This window comes from Erwinia sp. MYb375 (assembly GCF_037479175.1).
Classification (GTDB): domain Bacteria; phylum Pseudomonadota; class Gammaproteobacteria; order Enterobacterales; family Enterobacteriaceae; genus Erwinia; species Erwinia rhapontici.
On the sequence record NZ_JBBGZS010000022.1, the window covers coordinates 15462 to 32925 of the forward strand.

Sequence of the window (17464 nt, forward strand, 5' to 3'; positions counted from 1 at the left end):
GTAGAAAACCCTATACACTGCGCGCCGAAGCTGACCAGACAGTCGCCGCTTTGTTGCCGTCCTCCTTCGGGGGAGACAGACAGAGGGGAGGAAAGTCCGGGCTCCATAGGGCAGGGTGCCAGGTAACGCCTGGGGGGCGCAAGCCCACGACCAGTGCAACAGAGAGCAAACCGCCGATGGCCCACGCAAGTGGGATCAGGTAAGGGTGAAAGGGTGCGGTAAGAGCGCACCGCGCGGCTGGCAACAGTTCGTGGCACGGTAAACTCCACCCGGAGCAAGGCCAAATAGGGGTTCACCAGGTACGGCCCGTACTGAACCCGGGTAGGCTGCTTGAGCCAGTGAGCGATTGCTGGCCTAGATGAATGACTGTCCACGACAGAACCCGGCTTACCGGTCAGCTTCGAACCATTCAGGAAAAACCCCGCTTAGGCGGGGTTTTTGCTTTTAGAGAGCTCAACGGCGAGATGAATGACTGTCCACGACACTCTCTATGACAGGAAAGCGGCTTACCGGTCAGCGTCGAGCCCTTCAGGAAAAACCCCGCTTAGGCGGGGTTTTTGCTTTTAGAGAGCTCAACGGCGAGATGAATGACTGTCCACGACACTCTCTATGACAGGAAAGCGGCTTACCGGTCAGCGTCGAGCCCTTCAGGAAAAACCCCGCTTAGGCGGGGTTTTTGCTTTTAGAGAGCTCAACGGCGAGATGAATGACTGTCCACGACACTCTCTATGACAGGAAAGCGGCTTACCGGTCAGCGTCGAGCCCTTCAGGAAAAACCCCGCTTAGGCGGGGTTTTTGCTTTTAGAGAGCTCAACGGCGAGATGAATGACTGTCCACGACACTCTCTATGACAGGAAAGCGGCTTACCGGTCAGCGTCGAGCCCTTCAGGAAAAACCCCGCTTAGGCGGGGTTTTTGCTTTTAGAGCGCTCAACGGCGAGATGAATGACTGTCCACGACACTCTCTATGACAGGAAAGCGGCTTACCGGTCAGCTTCGAACCAGTCAGGAAAACCCCGCTTCGGCGGGGTTTTTGCTTTTACGCCCCCTGTGATGTCACGCCCGGAGCCTATTACTCTGCCGGCCCTTGACGCATGACAAGGCAGCCTGACTGTCTGCCTCTTTATAATCAGTGCCGTTTTGTCTCTCACTGGTGTGACCTATGGCTTATCAGCTCAATCTTAACTGGCCCGAGTTTTTAGAGAAATACTGGCAAAAACAGCCTGTTGTTTTAAAAAATGCGTTCCCACACTTTGTCGATCCGATTACGCCAGATGAACTGGCCGGCCTGGCGATGGAGGCGGAAGTCGACAGCCGCCTTGTCAGTTATACCGATGGTCAGTGGCAGGCCAGCAATGGGCCTTTTGAACACTTTGATGACTTGGGTGAAAGCGGGTGGTCGCTGCTGGCGCAGGCGGTTAACCACTGGCACGCACCGGCAGCCGAGTTGGTGCGTCCGTTCCGCGTATTGCCGGACTGGCGTTTAGACGATCTGATGATCTCTTATTCTGTACCGGGGGGCGGTGTCGGGCCACATATCGATCAGTACGATGTCTTTATCATCCAGGGAATGGGCCGCCGCCGCTGGCGTGTTGGGGATAAACTGCCGCTGAAGCAGTTCTGCCCACACCCTGCGCTGTTACATGTGGAGCCTTTCACGCCCATCATCGATCACGAGCTGGCACCAGGTGACATTCTGTATATCCCACCGGGCTTCCCACACGACGGTTTCACCTTCGAAACCGCACTGAATTATTCTGTCGGTTTCCGCGGGCCTAATGGCCGCGATCTCATCAGCAGCTTTGCGGACTATGTGCTTGAAAACGATCTCGGTGGTGAGCATTACAGCGATGCTGATTTAACCTGCCGCGAACATCCTGGGCGGGTAGAAGAGTATGAGCTGGATCGTTTGCGCGCGATGATGATCGAGGTGATCAATCAGCCCGCAGACTTTAAGCAGTGGTTTGGCCGTTTCGCCACCACGCCGCGTCACGAGCTGGATATCGCGCCCGCCGAGCCCGCTTATGAACCGGATGAAATTGCTGAGGCTCTGCTAAGCGGTGATGTGCTGACCCGCCTGAGTGGGTTAAGGGTGCTGCAAGTGGGTGAGCATTTCTTTATTAATAGCGAACGGCTGGAGACGGCCGATGCGCAAGCCGCTGATGTTCTGTGCCGCCACACCGTGCTCGGTAAAAACGAGCTGGGTGAAGCGCTGCACAATCCGGCTTTTGTCGCTGAGCTCACCGCGCTGGTGAATCAGGGCTACTGGTTCTTTGATTGCTGACACGCTCTCACAGTACATCTGAGGTACAGGGACGAACCTCAGATGTGGCAAGGTTTTTGTCACGTTTCAGATAATAATAATCTGCATTAAGAATGATTTTTTATTACGTTTCCAGGTTTACTCTTGCGCGGAATTAAAAAATAAACCCGCATCTAATGTATCTCCATATTCATTATTTTGATTTATTGTCACAAGGTTTTATAGGGAGTGCTCAGGGTTAATTAATCCTGATGTTATTTTTATATAAAGGAATGATGGCAATGAAAACGAATGAAGATAGCTACAGTGTAGCAGTGGTGCAGGCATCTCCGGTATATATGAATGTAGATGCATCGGTCGATAAAGCATTAGGCCTGATAGCTGATGCAGCGCGTCAGGGGGCAAGGCTGATTGCATTCCCGGAACTTTATTTTCCCGGTTATCCCTGGTTCCTCTGGATAGGTGATATTCCCTACATGGCGCCGTTTATTACGGCTTATCATCGGCAGTCAATATCGACAGACTCTCCCCAGTTTCAACGCTTACAGCAGGCGGCACGAGAACATAATATCTACCTTTCCTTTAGTTTTAGTGAGAAAGAGAGTGCAACGCTCTATATTTCTCAGGCGTTAATTGATGATCAGGGTAATACCATTGAGGTCAGACGAAAACTTAAACCGACTTCGGTTGAGCGCTTACTATTTGGTGAAGGCGATGGTAGCGACCTGAAAGTTCACCGCACTGCACTTGGCAATATCGGTGAGCTTTGCTGCGGAGAACATCTTCAGCCACTTAGCTGTTATGCTCTTCATGCACAAAATGAACAAATTCATATCGCGGCCTGGCCTGCTTTCTCGATTAACGGGTTCTATTCGCTAAGTGGGGAGGTGAATACGGCTGTCTCCCAGGGTTATGCTGCGGAAGGGCAATGCTACCTGTTATTCGCCTGTGCGGTGGTATCTGTGCAAGAAGTGGAACACTACTGCGTCAATGACAATATGCGCAAGGTACTGCTACCAGGAGGCGGCTATGCCAGAATTTACGGGCCAGACGGCCGGCTGCTGACGTCACCGCTGGCAAAAGATGAGGAAGGTTTGCTGTTTGCCCACGTTGAACTCTCATCCATAACCATGTGTAAATTCCTTTATGACCCGGCAGGTCACTACTCCAGACCCGATGCGACACGTTTGCTGCTCGACCCTGACTGCCGACGGGCAGTGGTCACGCTGTCAGAGCACCAGGAGGGCGCCGAACCAGCAGAGTGTAGCGATCGGGACGAGATTATACCGGTAGATCGATAACCAGCGCCCGCAATGGCGTTTTTGCCGTCAGCGTCACGCTCTGTTCTTCGTGCAGGAACGCACCGTCACCGCAGGTCAGCGCCTCCTGCTGCTGTGAATGCGCCATAGCCTCAAGGGATCCGTGAATCGATTGCAGGTAGGCGCGGGTGCCGTTCAGCGGCAGGCTATAGCTCTCCCCTGGTTCCAGCACCACCTGATGGATCCACACCTGCTGGCGCAGTTGCAGGCTGCCTGCGCTGCCATCCGGTGAGGCCAGCAGCGTATAACGCTGATGTTCAGACACCGGCATCCGTTGCACTGACGCGTTTTCCCGCTGTGGGCAGGCATCCAGCCACAGTTGCATACGCGTCAGGCTGTGCTCTTTACTGAGATTATGTTCTGAATAGCTCACACCGGGCTGCGTGGCCAGCAATAAGGCTTCCCCGGCCTGCGCCTGCACGTGATTTCCCTCGCTGTCACGATACTCTGCTGCACCCTGCAAAATCAGGTTCAGCACATCGACCTTCGGATAGGTTCTGGGTTGGAATGAAGCCCCTGGTGCCAGCACTTCCTGGTTGAGTACGCGCAATGAAGCGTAGCCAAGCAGTTTGGGATCAAAATAGTGACCAAAGGAGAAGGTATAGCGCGCCTGCAGCCAGCCGTAATCGGCTTTGCCACACTGTTGAGCGGTTCGACTGGTTATCATAGCGTTCTCCTTATCGGCCGGAGAGATCCCGGCCGTGTTTTATACTGTTATTGTAATTTTCTGGACGCCGGATTGTTAGCCAGTTAATCTGCTGGCAATATTCAAATTTCCTGACAGAGAATCACTATGGCTAAAGATCGCGCTCTGACGCTGGAAGCACTGCGGGTAATGGATGCTATCGATCGTCGTGGTAGCTTTGCTGCTGCAGCGGATGAGTTGGGCCGTGTGCCCTCCGCTCTGAGCTACACCATGCAGAAGCTGGAAGAAGAACTGGATGTTGTGCTGTTTGACCGTTCTGGCCACCGCACCAAATTTACCAATGTCGGACGAATGCTGCTGGAGCGGGGTCGTGTGCTACTCGAGGCAGCCGACAAGCTGACGACGGATGCGGAAGCGCTGGCGCGTGGCTGGGAAACCCACCTGACGATTGCCACCGAAGCGCTGGTCTCCACTGAGTTGTTGTTTCCGCTGGTCGGGAAGCTGGCCGATAAAGCCAACACTCAGGTGTCGCTGATGACCGAAGTGCTTGCCGGGGCATGGGAGCGTCTGGAACAGGGGCGAGCCGATATTGTGATTGCCCCTGATATGCATTTCCGCGCCTCGTCCGAGATCAACACCCGCAAACTCTACACGCTGATGAGCGTCTATGTGGCCAGCCCGGAACACCCGATCCATCTGGAACCCGAACCGCTTTCGGAAACCACGCGCGTAAAATATCGCGGCATTGCGGTGGCGGATACCGCCCGTGAGCGTCCGGTATTAACGGTGACCCTGCTCGACAAACAGCAGCGCCTGACGGTCAGCACCATTGAAGATAAGCACCGCGCGTTGTTGGCGGGCTTAGGTATCGGCACCATGCCGTATCCGATGGTGGAAAAAGACATCGCGGAAGGACGGCTGCGCGTGGTCAGCCCGGAATATACTCGTGAAGTGGATATCATTATGGCCTGGCGGCGCGACAGCATGGGCGAAGCAAAGGCCTGGTGCCTGCGGGAGATCCCAAAACTTCTGGCGAAACGCCAGGGATAAACCACCCGCAGAACCGATAGCAGACTACTGGGCGGCATTCATTTCCTGAGAATGCTCAATGCTGCTGAAAGTTGAGAAAGTCTGATAATAAAAATGACCGACAAAGGCCACGTAGCAGAGCATAACAACGGCAAGGCAGATTGCGACAGATTTGATCATGGCTCCATCCCCGTATTGATTTCGTTTTAGGTGTTTACGTCAGTAAAGATACGTAAGCCCTCAACGCGGGAATTTGTGCCAGATCAATAAAGGGTGCGGAACTTCCAGGGCGAGTGAAAATCCGCCCTGGATGCTAAAGATCAGCCTAAATGTCGGTCACGGCCATGAGGCTGATCCCAGTCGAATGCAGGACCCAGCGAGATCACGCCGCTGGGATTGATGGTCTTGTGGCTGCAGTAGTAATGATGGCGAATATGCTCGAGGTTGACTGTCTCAGCCAGACCGGGTGTCTGCCAGAGGTCGCGCAGAAAACCGTTCAGGTTCAGGTAATCACTGATGCGATGGCGATCGCACTTGAAGTGGGTGACATACACCGGATCAAAACGCACCAGCGTGGTCCACAGGCGGATATCAGCTTCGGTGAGTCGTTCACCACTCAGGTAGCGATGCTTGGCCAGCAGTGTCTCAAGACGGTCGAGCGAGGAGAACAGCGCGGTGACCGCTTCATCATAGGCTGCCTGACTGGTGGCAAACCCTGACTTATACACGCCGTTGTTCACCGTGTCATAGATCCAGCCGTTCAACGCATTAATCTCTTCATGCAGATCCTGCGGATAATAATCCCCGGCGCGTGCGCCCACACCGTCAAACGCACTGTTCAGCATCCGCATAATATCGGCCGATTCGTTACTGACAATAGTGTGCTGATGCTTATCCCACAGCACCGGAACGGTCACGCGGCCGCTGTACTGCGGATCGGCATGCAGATAGAGTTGATAAAGATATTCGTTCTGATACAGGCTGTCGCCGGTAGCAGCAGGGAAATCTTCATCAAAGGTCCAGCCGTTTTCCAGCATGAGTGGATGGACGACTGAAACGGAAATCAGATCGGTTAGCCCTTTCAACTCGCGCATAATCAGCGTGCGGTGCGCCCAGGGACAGGCGAGAGAAACATACAGATGGTAGCGGCCCGCCTCAGCGCGAAAACCTGCTTTGCCGCTCGGGCCGGCTTCACCGTCGGCGGTGACCCAGTTGCGAAAAGCCGATTCGGAGCGTTTAAAACGGCCACCTGTGGCTTTGGTGTCATACCACTGATCGTGCCAGACTCCCTCAATCAGTTGTCCCATGTTTTTGTCTCCTGTCCTTAAAATGAAAAAGGGGCGAGGATATGATCCTCACCCCCCGATAAATCAGTATAGCTAACTTACCACTTCTTACCCAGCAGGCGGTCAATGCTCAGTGCGCCCGGGCCGGTGATAGCCAGCAGCAGGAAACCACCCGCAATGCTGATGTTTTTCAGGAACATGGTTGAACCATCTACGGCAAAGTTACTGTGCGCCAGGATTGCGGTCAGCACGGTAAAGATGGCGGTAATCAGCGCGGTGGTACGGGTGAAGAAACCAAACATAATCGCCAGACCGCCGCCGAACTCAAGCAGAACGGTCAACGGGACGAAGAGGGCCGGAATACCCATTGAGGCCATAAACTGCTGGGTACCTTCGTAGTTGGTCAGTTTACCCCAGCCTGCGACAACGAACAGCGCGGCCATCATAATGCGAGCAATAACAACACCGGTATCTTCTAATTTTTTCATGATTAACCCCAAACAAGAATGTGTGGTCGTGCATCTGGCCCGACCGTATTTTACTCAGGCCTGACGCGTCTTAAGCGCTCAGTGCCGTTCGTTGCTGGAGATAATAGTCGGGGAAGGAAAACATTGTAAGCGAGATAATCTGTCGAAGATGTTCAAGAAATCTGGGGTTTGTTTTAGCCGCAGTGGTATGCGGCTTTATTGTGCAGAAGATTAACGGCGAGGCAGATAATTACGCACCATGCGCCAGGTGCTCCAGGCGCCTAATCCGCGTCTGGCCCAGCGGCCCATAAAGCGTGGATTACGCACGGACCAGATAGCCATGACACCGCTGCCAACGGTCAACCAGCGTTTGGCGCTGAGAAGCGCCAGAAAACCGTGATCATAGCGTGCAGTTGTGTCCAGCCAGGCTTTACGCCCGGCACTGAGATCCAGCCGTTGTTGCTGGATTTCGCGTAACAGTTCCGCTTTGCGTAAATCGCGCTTACGGCTCATTTAGTCATCCTCCAGCAGCTTGCGGTCTTCCGACAGCTCCCGGCGGGTGGCGCTCAGTAGCGTAGAGCGGCGCGATTTCGCCAGTGTCCACAGGCCAAAAATCAGCGCCAGCGCGAACAATACACCGGTGGTAATCGCAATCGCCATCAAACGATACTGTGCATCGACTGCCCAGATAATCAGCACCATCAGGCTCATCAGTCCGAAGGCAGTGAACAGCATCGTCAGGCCAACCATCAACAGCATTTGAATCAGGTTGGCTTTTTCAGCTTCCAGCTCCACCACTGCCAGCCGGACACGCGTTTCCACCATCCCGACCAGGGTCGTGACAATGCGTTGCCCGATATTAATGACCCCTTTGCCGGGGCCGTGGCTTTGCTGATGCTCTGCCATATTAACGACGGGTCAGCAGTACGCCCAGTACCACGCCAACGGCGGCGCCAATACCGACGCTGGTCCACGGATTGTCGCGCACATAGACGTCGGCACGATCGGCCGCTTCACGGGTGGTTTGGGCAATGCGGTCACCGGAATCACCCAGGCGTGCACGGGTATCTTTCAGTGCGCTTTGCGCTTTGCTGCGCAGTTTATCCAGCTCGGTTTTCGATTTCTCACCGGAGGTGGTTAACACTTCTTCCAGGGTATCAGCCAGGTTTTTCAGCTCGGCGCGCAGATGTTCTGATGTGGTGTCTTTAGACATTGAAAACTCCTTAAATTTAGTTTTAATGACGTTGGCAGAGATGAGCCTTAATACGGCGCAGCCTGCACTTCCTTCAGCTCATGTTGGGCTTCAGCCAATTTCTTTTCGCGTTTTGCAATTTTGTCGCGGTCGTCGCCTTCCGCTTTTTCCTGCTTCAGTTCCTGTTCCCGCTCGGTCACTTTTTTCTCGTGCTCTTTAATCTTTTCCTGATGCGCTTCTTTCAATCCTGCATCGCTGCAGTTGGCACGCGTCTCGGTTAACGCCCGTTCCAGGCCGTTCACCCGACGTTGATTGTCATGCTTCTGTGCAATATCGATTTCGTGCTGAATAGCGCGTTCTTTCTGCTGGCAGAGTGTATCGGCCTGAGCGAAAGTGGCCAGGCTAAGCAGACTGATGCCGAAAATAATCTGATGTTTCATGGTGGTCGTGACCTTCCTTTGCGTGGATATCAGGTTAGAGATATCGTAATCCTGGAACGGGTGTCATGCTTTTTACTGCTTATGAAGCATAGACAGAAAACAGAGAAATCTCAAAAACAGAGAGTATTCTTAGAGATAGCCCCACCTTGAGGAGGGGCTGAGCACATCACCGTTAGCCAACAGACTGCGGGCTGAGGCTGATGCGGTTTATCCAGTTTGACGCGCCGTGGTTCTCCTGGCGCGCAATATCAAAACCATGAGGGAGCAGTTTGCGCAGCACTTTTTCGGCCGCATCACTTTGCTCTAATGAGTCAAATTTTATCACCAGAGAATTCTGCTCTGGCGTAATGCTTTTAATATGAATGCCCTGAGCACTCAGCGTCTGGTAGACGTAAAACCCATCGGGCAGGCTGATCCCCTGGCGAGAAGCGCGGATTTGTAAGGCGCTTTCACTGCGGAACAGAGCGGGCATAAACGCCAGCGCCAGCAGCGCGAGGGTGGCCAGTGCCACCAGCGGAATAAGCCGCAGCGTGCGCGTGGATAACTTCATAAATCCAGGCATCATGAGTTTCCTTTCTCATTCGTCGACTGTTTTTTACGCCACAGAACATACAGCGAGCCAAACAGGCCGAACACCAATAACACCAGCGGCAGTAGCATCAGACAGAACATCATCTGATCTTCGTATTTGAGGAAAATAGGCGTTTTTCCCAGTGCGTAACCGATGACGGTTAAAATCAGCACCCAAAGCAGTGCACTCATCCAGTTAAAGAACTGGAAACGGGCATTGCTCAGGCCGGAAAGCCCGGCAATCGTCGGCAGCAGCGTGCGGACAAAGGCGATAAAGCGGCCAACCAGTAGTGCGGAAAGTCCGTGGCGGTGAAACATCTGGTGGGCGCGCTGGTGATACTGCGCGGGTAAATGCGACAGCCATTTTTGCACGGTGGCCGTATTCCCCAGCCATCGACCCTGAATGTAGCTGACCCAGCAGCCGAGGCTGGCGGCAGTGGTCAGTACGCAAACGGTCAGCGCGAAATTCATTGTCCCTTTAGCAATCAGTACGCCGACCAGAATCAGCAAACTGTCGCCGGGCAGAAAGGCGGCGGGAAGCAGGCCGTTTTCCAGGAACAAAATCATAAACAAGATGAAATAGATGGCCCATACCAGCGTGGGATCCGCCAGGGTGGCGTAATCCTGCTGCCAGAGGGCGTGCACCAGGGATTTGAAAATATCCATTAGTCGTCCTGAACGTCATAGTTGGCTCGTTTCACGGTTTATCGCACACTTAATTGATCGTTTTATCGGTGCGTTTTAGCCAGTTAACAAGCGGCTGAACAGCTTCGTGGGTAAATATCACAGCTTGTTGTTACCCACGCAGGAAGGATAAAAATAAGCAAATAATTGTAACAAAATTACGTTAGCCTGGACAGGAAGAAACGCAAGTCCAACGATGTTTTACCGTTGGAACAGGCTGTCTGAAAGGAGTTTTACACAGGCTGACACTATTGACCGTATTTTGACTCAATGAGTTCCATCAGCCTGAATGAAGAGTGCTATTTTTCGTCGTTCGAGACGGTATCTGGCATCACGACAGGATTTTCCGCAAACATATAGCGGTCAACGTTGAATTCAAAGTCATCGGTTGTCGCGTGGAACAACATCTGCTTGGTGTTTTCAAGATGCTGCCACATGGCCAGTTTGCTGGCGGCCGGATCTTTACGCATCAGGGCTTTAAGAATGGTGTCGTGATCTTCACACCAACTCTCAATCGATTTATCGTCGATATGTTCATGCAGTTTGAGCCAGTAAGGATTATGCAGGCGGTGTAACCACATTTTTTCCACAATCGCCGCCAGTGCGCTGTTCTGCGTCGACAGTGCAATCTGTACGTGGAATTTCATGTCCCACTCGGAATCGCGGAAGCGGTCTTCTTTGCGCGCCTGCGTCTGGATTTCCATTAATTGCAGGATATCCTGGCGTGTCACCTGGGTGGCGGCGAACTCGGCAACATTGCTTTCAATTAACTGGCGGGCCTGCAACAGTTCAAACGGACCAAAATTGGCGAATTCTAACTGGCTGCTGGTGGTAACGCGGTTCTGCTGGCGCTGAGAGATAACGTGAATGCCGGAACCTTTACGCACTTCGACGTACCCTTCCACCTCCAGCATGATGATGGCTTCACGCACCACGGTGCGGCTGACGCCCATCTCTTCGGCGATAAAGCGTTCCGCGGGCAGCTTATCACCCACCTGATAAATATCCTGCTCAAGGCGGCGCTTCAGCTCGGCAGCAAGTTGTTGATAAAGGCGGCGCGATTCTGTTAATTCCATGCTCCAGACTCCCGTTGAGCACACTCTGAGAATGGAATTTGTTATACCACTTTTACCTGTAACGGGTCGACTGAAAAGAAAGTCGAGTCCGTGCGCTATTCGGTGCCTGGCCGGGCGGCCCCTCTTTTACGGTCCGCCCGTCCTGTCACAGGTAGCATTACCCCTAATGCTGCGTCACCACCCCCATCATTTTTTCCTTTTTCTCCTGCTCAAGCTCAGAAATCGGTTTGTTTTTCAGCAGGGTCCAGATAGCCACCGCGCCTAACAAATCAAACACCGCCAGTGCGGCAAACAGTGGGCTGAAGCCCATGGTATCGGCCAGCGCCCCAACCACCAGTGCAAACATAGTACTGGCTGTCCAGGCCGCCATCCCGGTCAGGCCGTTGGCGGTCGCCACTTCATTACGGCCGAAAACGTCAGAAGAGAGGGTGATCAGAGAGCCGGACAGTGCCTGATGGGCAAACCCGCCCACGCACAGCAGAGCGATGGCCGCATACGGGCTGGTAAACAGGCCGATGGTGCCGGGGCCAATCATCAGTACGGCACCCATGGTCACCACCAGCTTGCGGGAGACAATCAGGTTAACGCCAAACACGCGCTGGAAGAACGGAGGCAGATAACCGCCGACAATACAGCCGAGATCGGCAAACAGCATCGGCATCCAGGCGAACATCGCAATCTCTTTCAGATTGAAGCCGTAAGCTTTAAACATAAACAGCGGGATCCAGGCGTTAAACGTGCCCCAGGCGGGCTCCGCCAGAAAGCGCGGCAGGGCGATACCCCAGAACTGGCGGTTACGGACGATCTGCCAGGCGGACATTTTCTTGCCATTATTCGTCTGGTGTTGAGCTTCCTGCCCGGAAAGAATGTATTCGCGTTCTTCAGGATCGAGTTTTTTCTGATCCTTAGGATGTTTGTAGAACACCAGCCAGCACAGCGCCCAGATCATGCTCAGGATGCCGGTGATAATAAAAGCCATCTGCCAGCTGTGTGCGACAATCGCCCACACCACCAACGGTGGCGCCAGCATGGCCCCGATCGAGGACCCCACATTGAAATACCCTACGGCTATCGAGCGTTCTTTGGCCGGGAACCACTCGCTACTGGCCTTGAGTCCTGCCGGGATCATTGCTGCTTCAGCGGCACCCACTGCACCACGAGCAATCGCCAGCCCGCCCCAGCTTCCTGCCAGCGCGGTAGCGGCACAGAATATCGCCCAGAGAATGGCGAACATGGCGTAGCCGATTTTGGTGCCCAGCACATCCAGAATGTAGCCTGCTACGGGCTGCATAATGGTGTAACAGGCCGAATAGGCCGCCACGATGTAGGAATATTGCTGCGTGGTGATATGCAGCTCTGTTTCCAGCGTGGGGGCGGCAACTGCAATAGCATTACGCGTCAGGTAACCCAGTATGGTACCAACGGTCACCAGACCGATCATGTACCAGCGTAACCCTTTAATTTTACGCATTTAAAACCTCTTCCCGTCATTATTATTGATGCCTCGTCACGGACGGGCACCTTGTCTCGGCGGAACGGCTTGATAGTGACTCACCCGCCCTGTCTTCAAACGATAACCTTGCCTGCTTAATCTCAACCGCCGCCACGATAACTTGTCATACAGATTTAAAAGTTGAGAGCCATCACAAAAACCATTTTTACAATGGGGGATAATAAAAGGGCTTTAAAGACAGGTGGATAGCGCTTAATAGCGTGAGCGGAAGGATAATTCACGCATAAATAGTGATGTTTTTGTGATCGGCTTCTCACTATTATTTCAGCGTTAATCATAATTGGTATGATAACTTTATGGGCATTGAGACGATGCAGGAGAGACCGTATGTCACGCTTTATGAGTGAAGACTTTTTACTGGACAGTGAGTTCGCCCGCCGGCTTTACCATGATTACGCTGCCGACCAGCCCATCTTCGATTACCACTGCCATCTGCCTCCGCAGCAGATCGCCGAAAACTACCGCTTCAACAATCTGTATGACATCTGGCTGAAGGGGGACCACTACAAGTGGCGGGCGATGCGTGCTAACGGCGTGCCGGAAGCGCTTTGTACCGGCGATGCCAGCGATCGTGCAAAGTTTGATGCCTGGGCGCGGACGGTGCCGGATACCATCGGTAACCCGCTCTACCACTGGACGCACCTTGAACTGCGCCGTCCGTTTGGCATCACCGATACGCTGCTGTCACCCGCCACGGCCGACACGATCTGGCACCAGTGCAACGAGATGCTGGCACAGGATGCGTTTAGCGCCCGCGGCATCATGCAGCAGATGAACGTCAAAATGGTCGGCACCACGGACGATCCGGTGGACGACCTGCGTCATCATCGTGCACTGGCGGTGGAGGGCAGCTTCACAACAAAAGTGTTGCCAAGCTGGCGGCCGGATAAAGCCTTCAATATTGAAGCGGAAGGGTTTGTCGATTATCTGCAAACGCTCTCTGCGGTGGCGAATGTCGATATCACCCGCTTTGATGATCTGCGGCGTGCGCTGAAAGTACGGCTTGATCACTTTGCGGCCCACGGCTGCAAGGTCTCGGATCATGCGCTGGACGTGGTGCTGTACGGCGAAGCGGATGACGCCACGCTGGACGGTATCCTGGCACGTCGCCTGACGGGAAGCCTGCCGCAGGAGAGCGAGGTGGCGCAGTTTAAAACCGCCGTGCTGGTGTGGCTGGGCGCGGAATATGCGGAACGTGGCTGGGTGCAGCAGTATCACATTGGCGCATTGCGTAATAACAACCGCCGTCAGTTACACCTGCTGGGGCCGGACGTGGGGTTTGATTCGATTAACGATCGTCCGCTGGCTGAACCGCTGTCGCGTCTGCTGGATGCGCAGAACCGGGACAACGCGCTACCAAAAACCATCCTCTACTGCCTGAATCCACGCGACAACGAAGTGCTGGCGACGATGGCCGGGAATTTCCAGGGGGAAGGGCAACCCGGCAAGATGCAGTTTGGTTCAGCGTGGTGGTTTAACGATCAAAAAGATGGCATGGAGCGCCAGATGACCCAGCTGGCACAGATGGGGTTGTTAAGCCGCTTCGTCGGCATGCTGACCGACAGCCGCAGCTTCCTCTCCTATACCCGCCATGAATACTTCCGCCGTCTGCTGTGCCAGATGATCGGGCGCTGGGTGGAAAAAGGCGAAGCGCCGGGCGATATCGCGCTGCTGGGCGACATGGTGCAGAACATCTGCTTTAACAATGCCCGCGACTACTTCGCGATTGAGCTGTAAGAGGATCTACGATGCGCAAGCTGAACCGAAACGACTTTCCGGGGCCACAATATCCTGAGCGAATCATCCAGTTTGGTGAAGGTAACTTTCTGCGTGCCTTTATCGACTGGCAAATCGATCAGTTGAACCAACATACCCGTCTGGACGCTGGCGTCGTGGTGGTGCGGCCGCTCAGCAGCGGCAGTCCACGCAGCCTTAACAGCCAGGATGGGCTGTATACCACGGTGATCCGCGGGCTCAATACGCAGGGGGAGGTGGTGAGCGAGCCGCGACTGATCCGCTCGGTCAATCGCGAAATCCAGCCCGTGCAGGATTTTGCCGCGTTTATGGCGCTGGCGACGGACCCGCAGCTGCGGTTTGTGTTCTCCAACACCACGGAAGCGGGGATCTATTTTGATCCGGCAGATACGCTGGAATCCGCGCCTCCGGCCAGCTTCCCGGCCAAACTGACCCGTCTGTTGCTGGCCCGCTGGCAGCATTTTGACGGCGCGCCTGATAAAGGCTGGCTGATGCTGCCCTGTGAGTTGATCGATAACAACGGTGACGCCCTGCGCGCCCTTGTACTGCAAACGGCGCAGGCCTGGCAGTTGCCTGCCGCGTTTGTGAGGTGGGTGGAGCAGCACAATACCTTTTGTTCGACGCTGGTGGACCGCATTGTTACGGGCTACCCCGACGATGCCAGCGAGCTGGAAGAGCAGCTCGGTTATCGTGACGAGTATTTGGTGGCGGGGGAGGTTTATTACCAATTGGTGATCCAGGGGCCGTCCTCTGTGGCGCAAGCGCTGTGCCTTGACCAGCTGGCGCTGAATATCCTGCTGGTCGATGACATCAAACCTTATAAAGAGCGCAAGGTGGCGATCCTCAATGGCGCACACACTGCGATGGTGCCGGTGGCGTTTCTGGCCGGGCTGGAGTCGGTGGGTGACGCGATGGCTGATGCAGACGTAGCGGCGTTTGTTGACGACACGCTGCGTACGGAAATTATCCCGACCCTGACGCAGCCGCAGGCAGCGCTGAATGCGTTTGCGGACGAGGTACTTAACCGTTTTCGCAACCCGTTTATCCGCCATCAACTGAGTGCGATCGCCCTCAATGGCATGACGAAGTTCCGCACCCGTCTGCTGCCCGCGCTGCTGTGGCAGCATGCAGAGAACGGGGCACCATCGCCGCGCCTGAGCTTTGCACTGGCGGCGCTGCTGGCGTACTACCGGGGTGAACGCAACGGCCAGCGTTATCCGTTGCAGGACGATGCGCACTGGTTAGCGCGTTTTGCCACGCTGTGGCCGCAGGTTGACTGCCATGATATTTCCCTCCGCCAGCTGGTGGATGACGTGCTGAGTGATGCCTTGCACTGGGGGCAGGACCTCACGCAGTTGGCCGGGCTGAGTGCGAGCGTCACGGCACAGCTGCAACAGATCCTCCAGCGTGGCATGCGTGTGGCACTGGCGCAGGTAAACGAAGGGGCGAATCATGCAAAGCATCATTAAAATTCACAGCCTGGATAACGTGGCGGTGGCGTTGCGTGATCTGGAGGAGGGGGAGCGCGTTAGCGTTGCCGGACACGCTCTGGTGCTGAAACAGCCGGTGGGGCGTGGGCATAAATTTGCTCTGCACCCGCTGGCAGTGAATGCATTGGTGATGAAATACGGCCTGCCGATCGGCCATGCCACGCAGCCGGTGAGCGCCGGGGAAATCATTCATTCGAACAATGCACGCACTAATCTCAGCGATCTGGATGAGTACCAGTATCAGCCGGACTTTGCCACGCTCCCTGAGCAGGCTGCTGACCGTGAAGTACAGATTTATCGCCGCCGCAGTGGTGAAGTCGGCATCCGCAATGAACTGTGGATCCTGCCGACCGTGGGCTGCGTCAATGGCATTGCCCGTCAGATCCTGCAACGTTTTCTGAAAGAGACGGCAGAGGCGGCTGATATCGACGGCGTGCATCTGTTCAGCCACCCGTTCGGCTGTTCGCAGCTTGGGCAGGATCACGAAAACACCCGCACCATGCTGCAAAATATGGTGCGTCATCCCAATGCCGGGGCGGTGCTGGTGATCGGTCTTGGTTGTGAAAACAATCAGGTCGATGTTTTCCGTGAGACCCTGGGTGAAACAGATGAGCAGCGGGTGAAGTTTATGATTTGCCAGCAGCAGGATGATGAGGTGGAAGCCGGGCTGGCACTGCTGCATGAGTTGTACGAGGCGATGCGCCATGACCAGCGTCAGCCAGGGCGCCTTAGCGAACTGAAGTTCGGGCTGGAGTGCGGCGGATCGGACGGTTTGTCTGGCATTACCGCCAATCCGTTGCTCGGGCGTTTCTCCGACCAGATGATCGCTAACGGTGGCACGACGGTGCTGACGGAGGTGCCGGAGATGTTCGGGGCAGAACGTATTCTGATGAGCCGCTGCCGCGATGAAGCCACCTTCAGCAAAACCGTGAAGATGGTGAACGATTTCAAAGCCTATTTTATTGCCCACAACCAGCCGATTTATGAAAATCCGTCACCGGGCAACAAAGCGGGGGGGATCACCACACTGGAAGAGAAGTCGCTGGGCTGCACGCAGAAGGCCGGGCAAAGCCAGGTGGTCGATGTTCTCAACTACGGGCAGCGGCTGACACAGCCAGGGCTTAATCTGCTCAGTGCACCGGGGAACGATGCAGTAGCCACCAGCGCACTGGCCGGAGCCGGTTGCCATATGGTGCTGTTCAGCACCGGACGCGGCACGCCTTACGGGGGTTTTGTCCCCACGGTGAAGTTAGCCACCAACAGCGAACTGGCGGCGAAGAAGCCACACTGGATTGATTTCGATGCCGGGCAGCTGATCCACGGCGTGGAGATGCCCGCACTGCTGGCGCAGTTTGTCGACACCATCGTAGAGATTGCCAACGGGCGACAGACGCGTAACGAAGTGAATGATTTCCGGGAACTGGCGATTTTTAAAAGCGGGGTAACGTTGTAATTCCGGGAGAGGAGTACGGCGAATGGGGTAGGGGCGGATATGCCTTGCGCTGGGTCGGGCATGCCCGACCCCTACATCTGAACGGCGTAGGGGCGAGGCACGCCTTGCGGGGGGGCGGCCCCCCCCCACCACTACATCTGAACGGCGTAGGGGAGAGGCACGCCTTGCGCTGGGTCGGGCACGCCCGACCACTACATCTGAACGGCGCAGGGGCGAGGCACGCCTTGCGCTGGGTCGGGCATGCCGACCCCTACATCTGAACGGCGCAGGGGCAAAGCACGC

The 17464-nt window shown here is 55.0% G+C and carries 18 protein-coding genes and 1 other RNA gene; 7 read left to right on the forward strand and 12 right to left on the reverse strand.

Annotated features, from left to right (window positions below; translation table 11 throughout):
* The first annotated feature begins 26 nt into the window (after nucleotides 1–26).
* The 3 genes from rnpB (at nucleotide 27) to WH279_RS12070 (ending at nucleotide 3563) form a co-directional block, all read left to right on the forward strand.
* Nucleotides 27–406: RNase P RNA component class A (gene rnpB, locus WH279_RS12060), an RNA gene on the forward strand.
* A 755-nt stretch (nucleotides 407–1161) separates the two neighbouring features.
* Entirely contained in the window at nucleotides 1162–2283 is a 1122-nt protein-coding gene (locus WH279_RS12065; protein ID WP_339456804.1) for a ribosomal protein uL16 3-hydroxylase, read from the forward strand.
* A gap of 260 nt (nucleotides 2284–2543) precedes the next feature.
* Complete coding sequence (locus tag WH279_RS12070) at nucleotides 2544–3563, forward strand: carbon-nitrogen hydrolase family protein (protein WP_339456806.1); 1020 nt, start codon at nucleotides 2544–2546, stop codon at nucleotides 3561–3563.
* Here the strand turns inward: WH279_RS12070 and WH279_RS12075 are convergent.
* Nucleotides 3544–4248 (reverse strand): pirin family protein, encoded by a 705-nt coding sequence (locus WH279_RS12075; RefSeq protein ID WP_339456808.1) that lies wholly within the window; start codon nucleotides 4246–4248, stop codon nucleotides 3544–3546. The genes WH279_RS12070 and WH279_RS12075 overlap by 20 nt on opposite strands.
* Before the next feature lie 126 nt (nucleotides 4249–4374).
* Between WH279_RS12075 and WH279_RS12080 the strand changes: the two genes are divergently transcribed.
* Nucleotides 4375–5277, forward strand: coding sequence for a LysR family transcriptional regulator (locus WH279_RS12080; RefSeq protein ID WP_339456810.1), 903 nt, complete (start codon nucleotides 4375–4377; stop codon nucleotides 5275–5277).
* A gap of 24 nt (nucleotides 5278–5301) precedes the next feature.
* Here WH279_RS12080 and WH279_RS12085 read toward each other — a convergent pair whose 3' ends face one another.
* From WH279_RS12085 to WH279_RS12135, 11 genes are all read right to left on the reverse strand, one after another.
* Entirely contained in the window at nucleotides 5302–5436 is a 135-nt protein-coding gene (locus WH279_RS12085; RefSeq protein ID WP_265105975.1) for a hypothetical protein, read from the reverse strand.
* Between the two features lie 140 nt (nucleotides 5437–5576).
* Complete coding sequence (locus WH279_RS12090; protein WP_339456814.1) at nucleotides 5577–6563, reverse strand: glutathione S-transferase family protein; 987 nt, start codon at nucleotides 6561–6563, stop codon at nucleotides 5577–5579.
* A 77-nt stretch (nucleotides 6564–6640) separates the two neighbouring features.
* The gene (locus WH279_RS12095) at nucleotides 6641–7030 is read right to left on the reverse strand and encodes a DoxX family protein (RefSeq protein WP_200641818.1); all 390 of its coding nucleotides are present in this window, start codon (nucleotides 7028–7030) and stop codon (nucleotides 6641–6643) included.
* Between the two features lie 210 nt (nucleotides 7031–7240).
* Nucleotides 7241–7522, reverse strand: a complete 282-nt coding sequence (locus WH279_RS12100; protein ID WP_200641817.1) for a YqjK-like family protein — start codon at nucleotides 7520–7522, stop codon at nucleotides 7241–7243.
* Entirely contained in the window at nucleotides 7523–7915 is a 393-nt protein-coding gene (locus WH279_RS12105; protein WP_339456817.1) for a phage holin family protein, read from the reverse strand.
* A 1-nt stretch (nucleotide 7916) separates the two neighbouring features.
* Entirely contained in the window at nucleotides 7917–8222 is a 306-nt protein-coding gene (locus WH279_RS12110) for a DUF883 family protein (protein WP_133842500.1), read from the reverse strand.
* Nucleotides 8223–8269: 47 nt separating this feature from the next.
* Nucleotides 8270–8641 (reverse strand): DUF1090 domain-containing protein, encoded by a 372-nt coding sequence (locus WH279_RS12115; protein WP_339456820.1) that lies wholly within the window; start codon nucleotides 8639–8641, stop codon nucleotides 8270–8272.
* Nucleotides 8642–8813: 172 nt separating this feature from the next.
* Nucleotides 8814–9203, reverse strand: a complete 390-nt coding sequence (gene mzrA / locus WH279_RS12120) for an EnvZ/OmpR regulon moderator MzrA (protein ID WP_133842740.1) — start codon at nucleotides 9201–9203, stop codon at nucleotides 8814–8816.
* A complete protein-coding gene (locus tag WH279_RS12125; protein WP_200641814.1) occupies nucleotides 9203–9877 on the reverse strand; it encodes a DedA family protein in 675 nt (224 codons plus the stop codon). Before WH279_RS12125 ends, mzrA begins: the two co-directional genes overlap by 1 nt.
* Nucleotides 9878–10194: 317 nt before the next feature.
* Nucleotides 10195–10971 (reverse strand): transcriptional regulator ExuR, encoded by a 777-nt coding sequence (gene exuR / locus WH279_RS12130; protein ID WP_133842497.1) that lies wholly within the window; start codon nucleotides 10969–10971, stop codon nucleotides 10195–10197.
* Between the two features lie 163 nt (nucleotides 10972–11134).
* Nucleotides 11135–12442, reverse strand: a complete 1308-nt coding sequence (locus WH279_RS12135) for an MFS transporter (protein ID WP_133842496.1) — start codon at nucleotides 12440–12442, stop codon at nucleotides 11135–11137.
* 369 nt (nucleotides 12443–12811) lie between these two features.
* Between WH279_RS12135 and uxaC the strand changes: the two genes are divergently transcribed.
* Genes uxaC through WH279_RS12150 form a run of 3 tightly spaced genes read left to right on the forward strand, consistent with a single transcriptional unit; the run spans nucleotide 12812 to nucleotide 17182 of the window.
* Nucleotides 12812–14221, forward strand: coding sequence for a glucuronate isomerase (gene uxaC / locus WH279_RS12140; RefSeq protein ID WP_339456824.1), 1410 nt, complete (start codon nucleotides 12812–12814; stop codon nucleotides 14219–14221).
* Nucleotides 14222–14232: 11 nt separating this feature from the next.
* A complete protein-coding gene (locus WH279_RS12145) occupies nucleotides 14233–15708 on the forward strand; it encodes a tagaturonate reductase (RefSeq protein WP_339456826.1) in 1476 nt (491 codons plus the stop codon).
* Complete coding sequence (locus WH279_RS12150) at nucleotides 15692–17182, forward strand: UxaA family hydrolase (RefSeq protein WP_339456828.1); 1491 nt, start codon at nucleotides 15692–15694, stop codon at nucleotides 17180–17182. Before WH279_RS12145 ends, WH279_RS12150 begins: the two co-directional genes overlap by 17 nt.
* The last annotated feature ends 282 nt before the right edge of the window (nucleotides 17183–17464 follow it).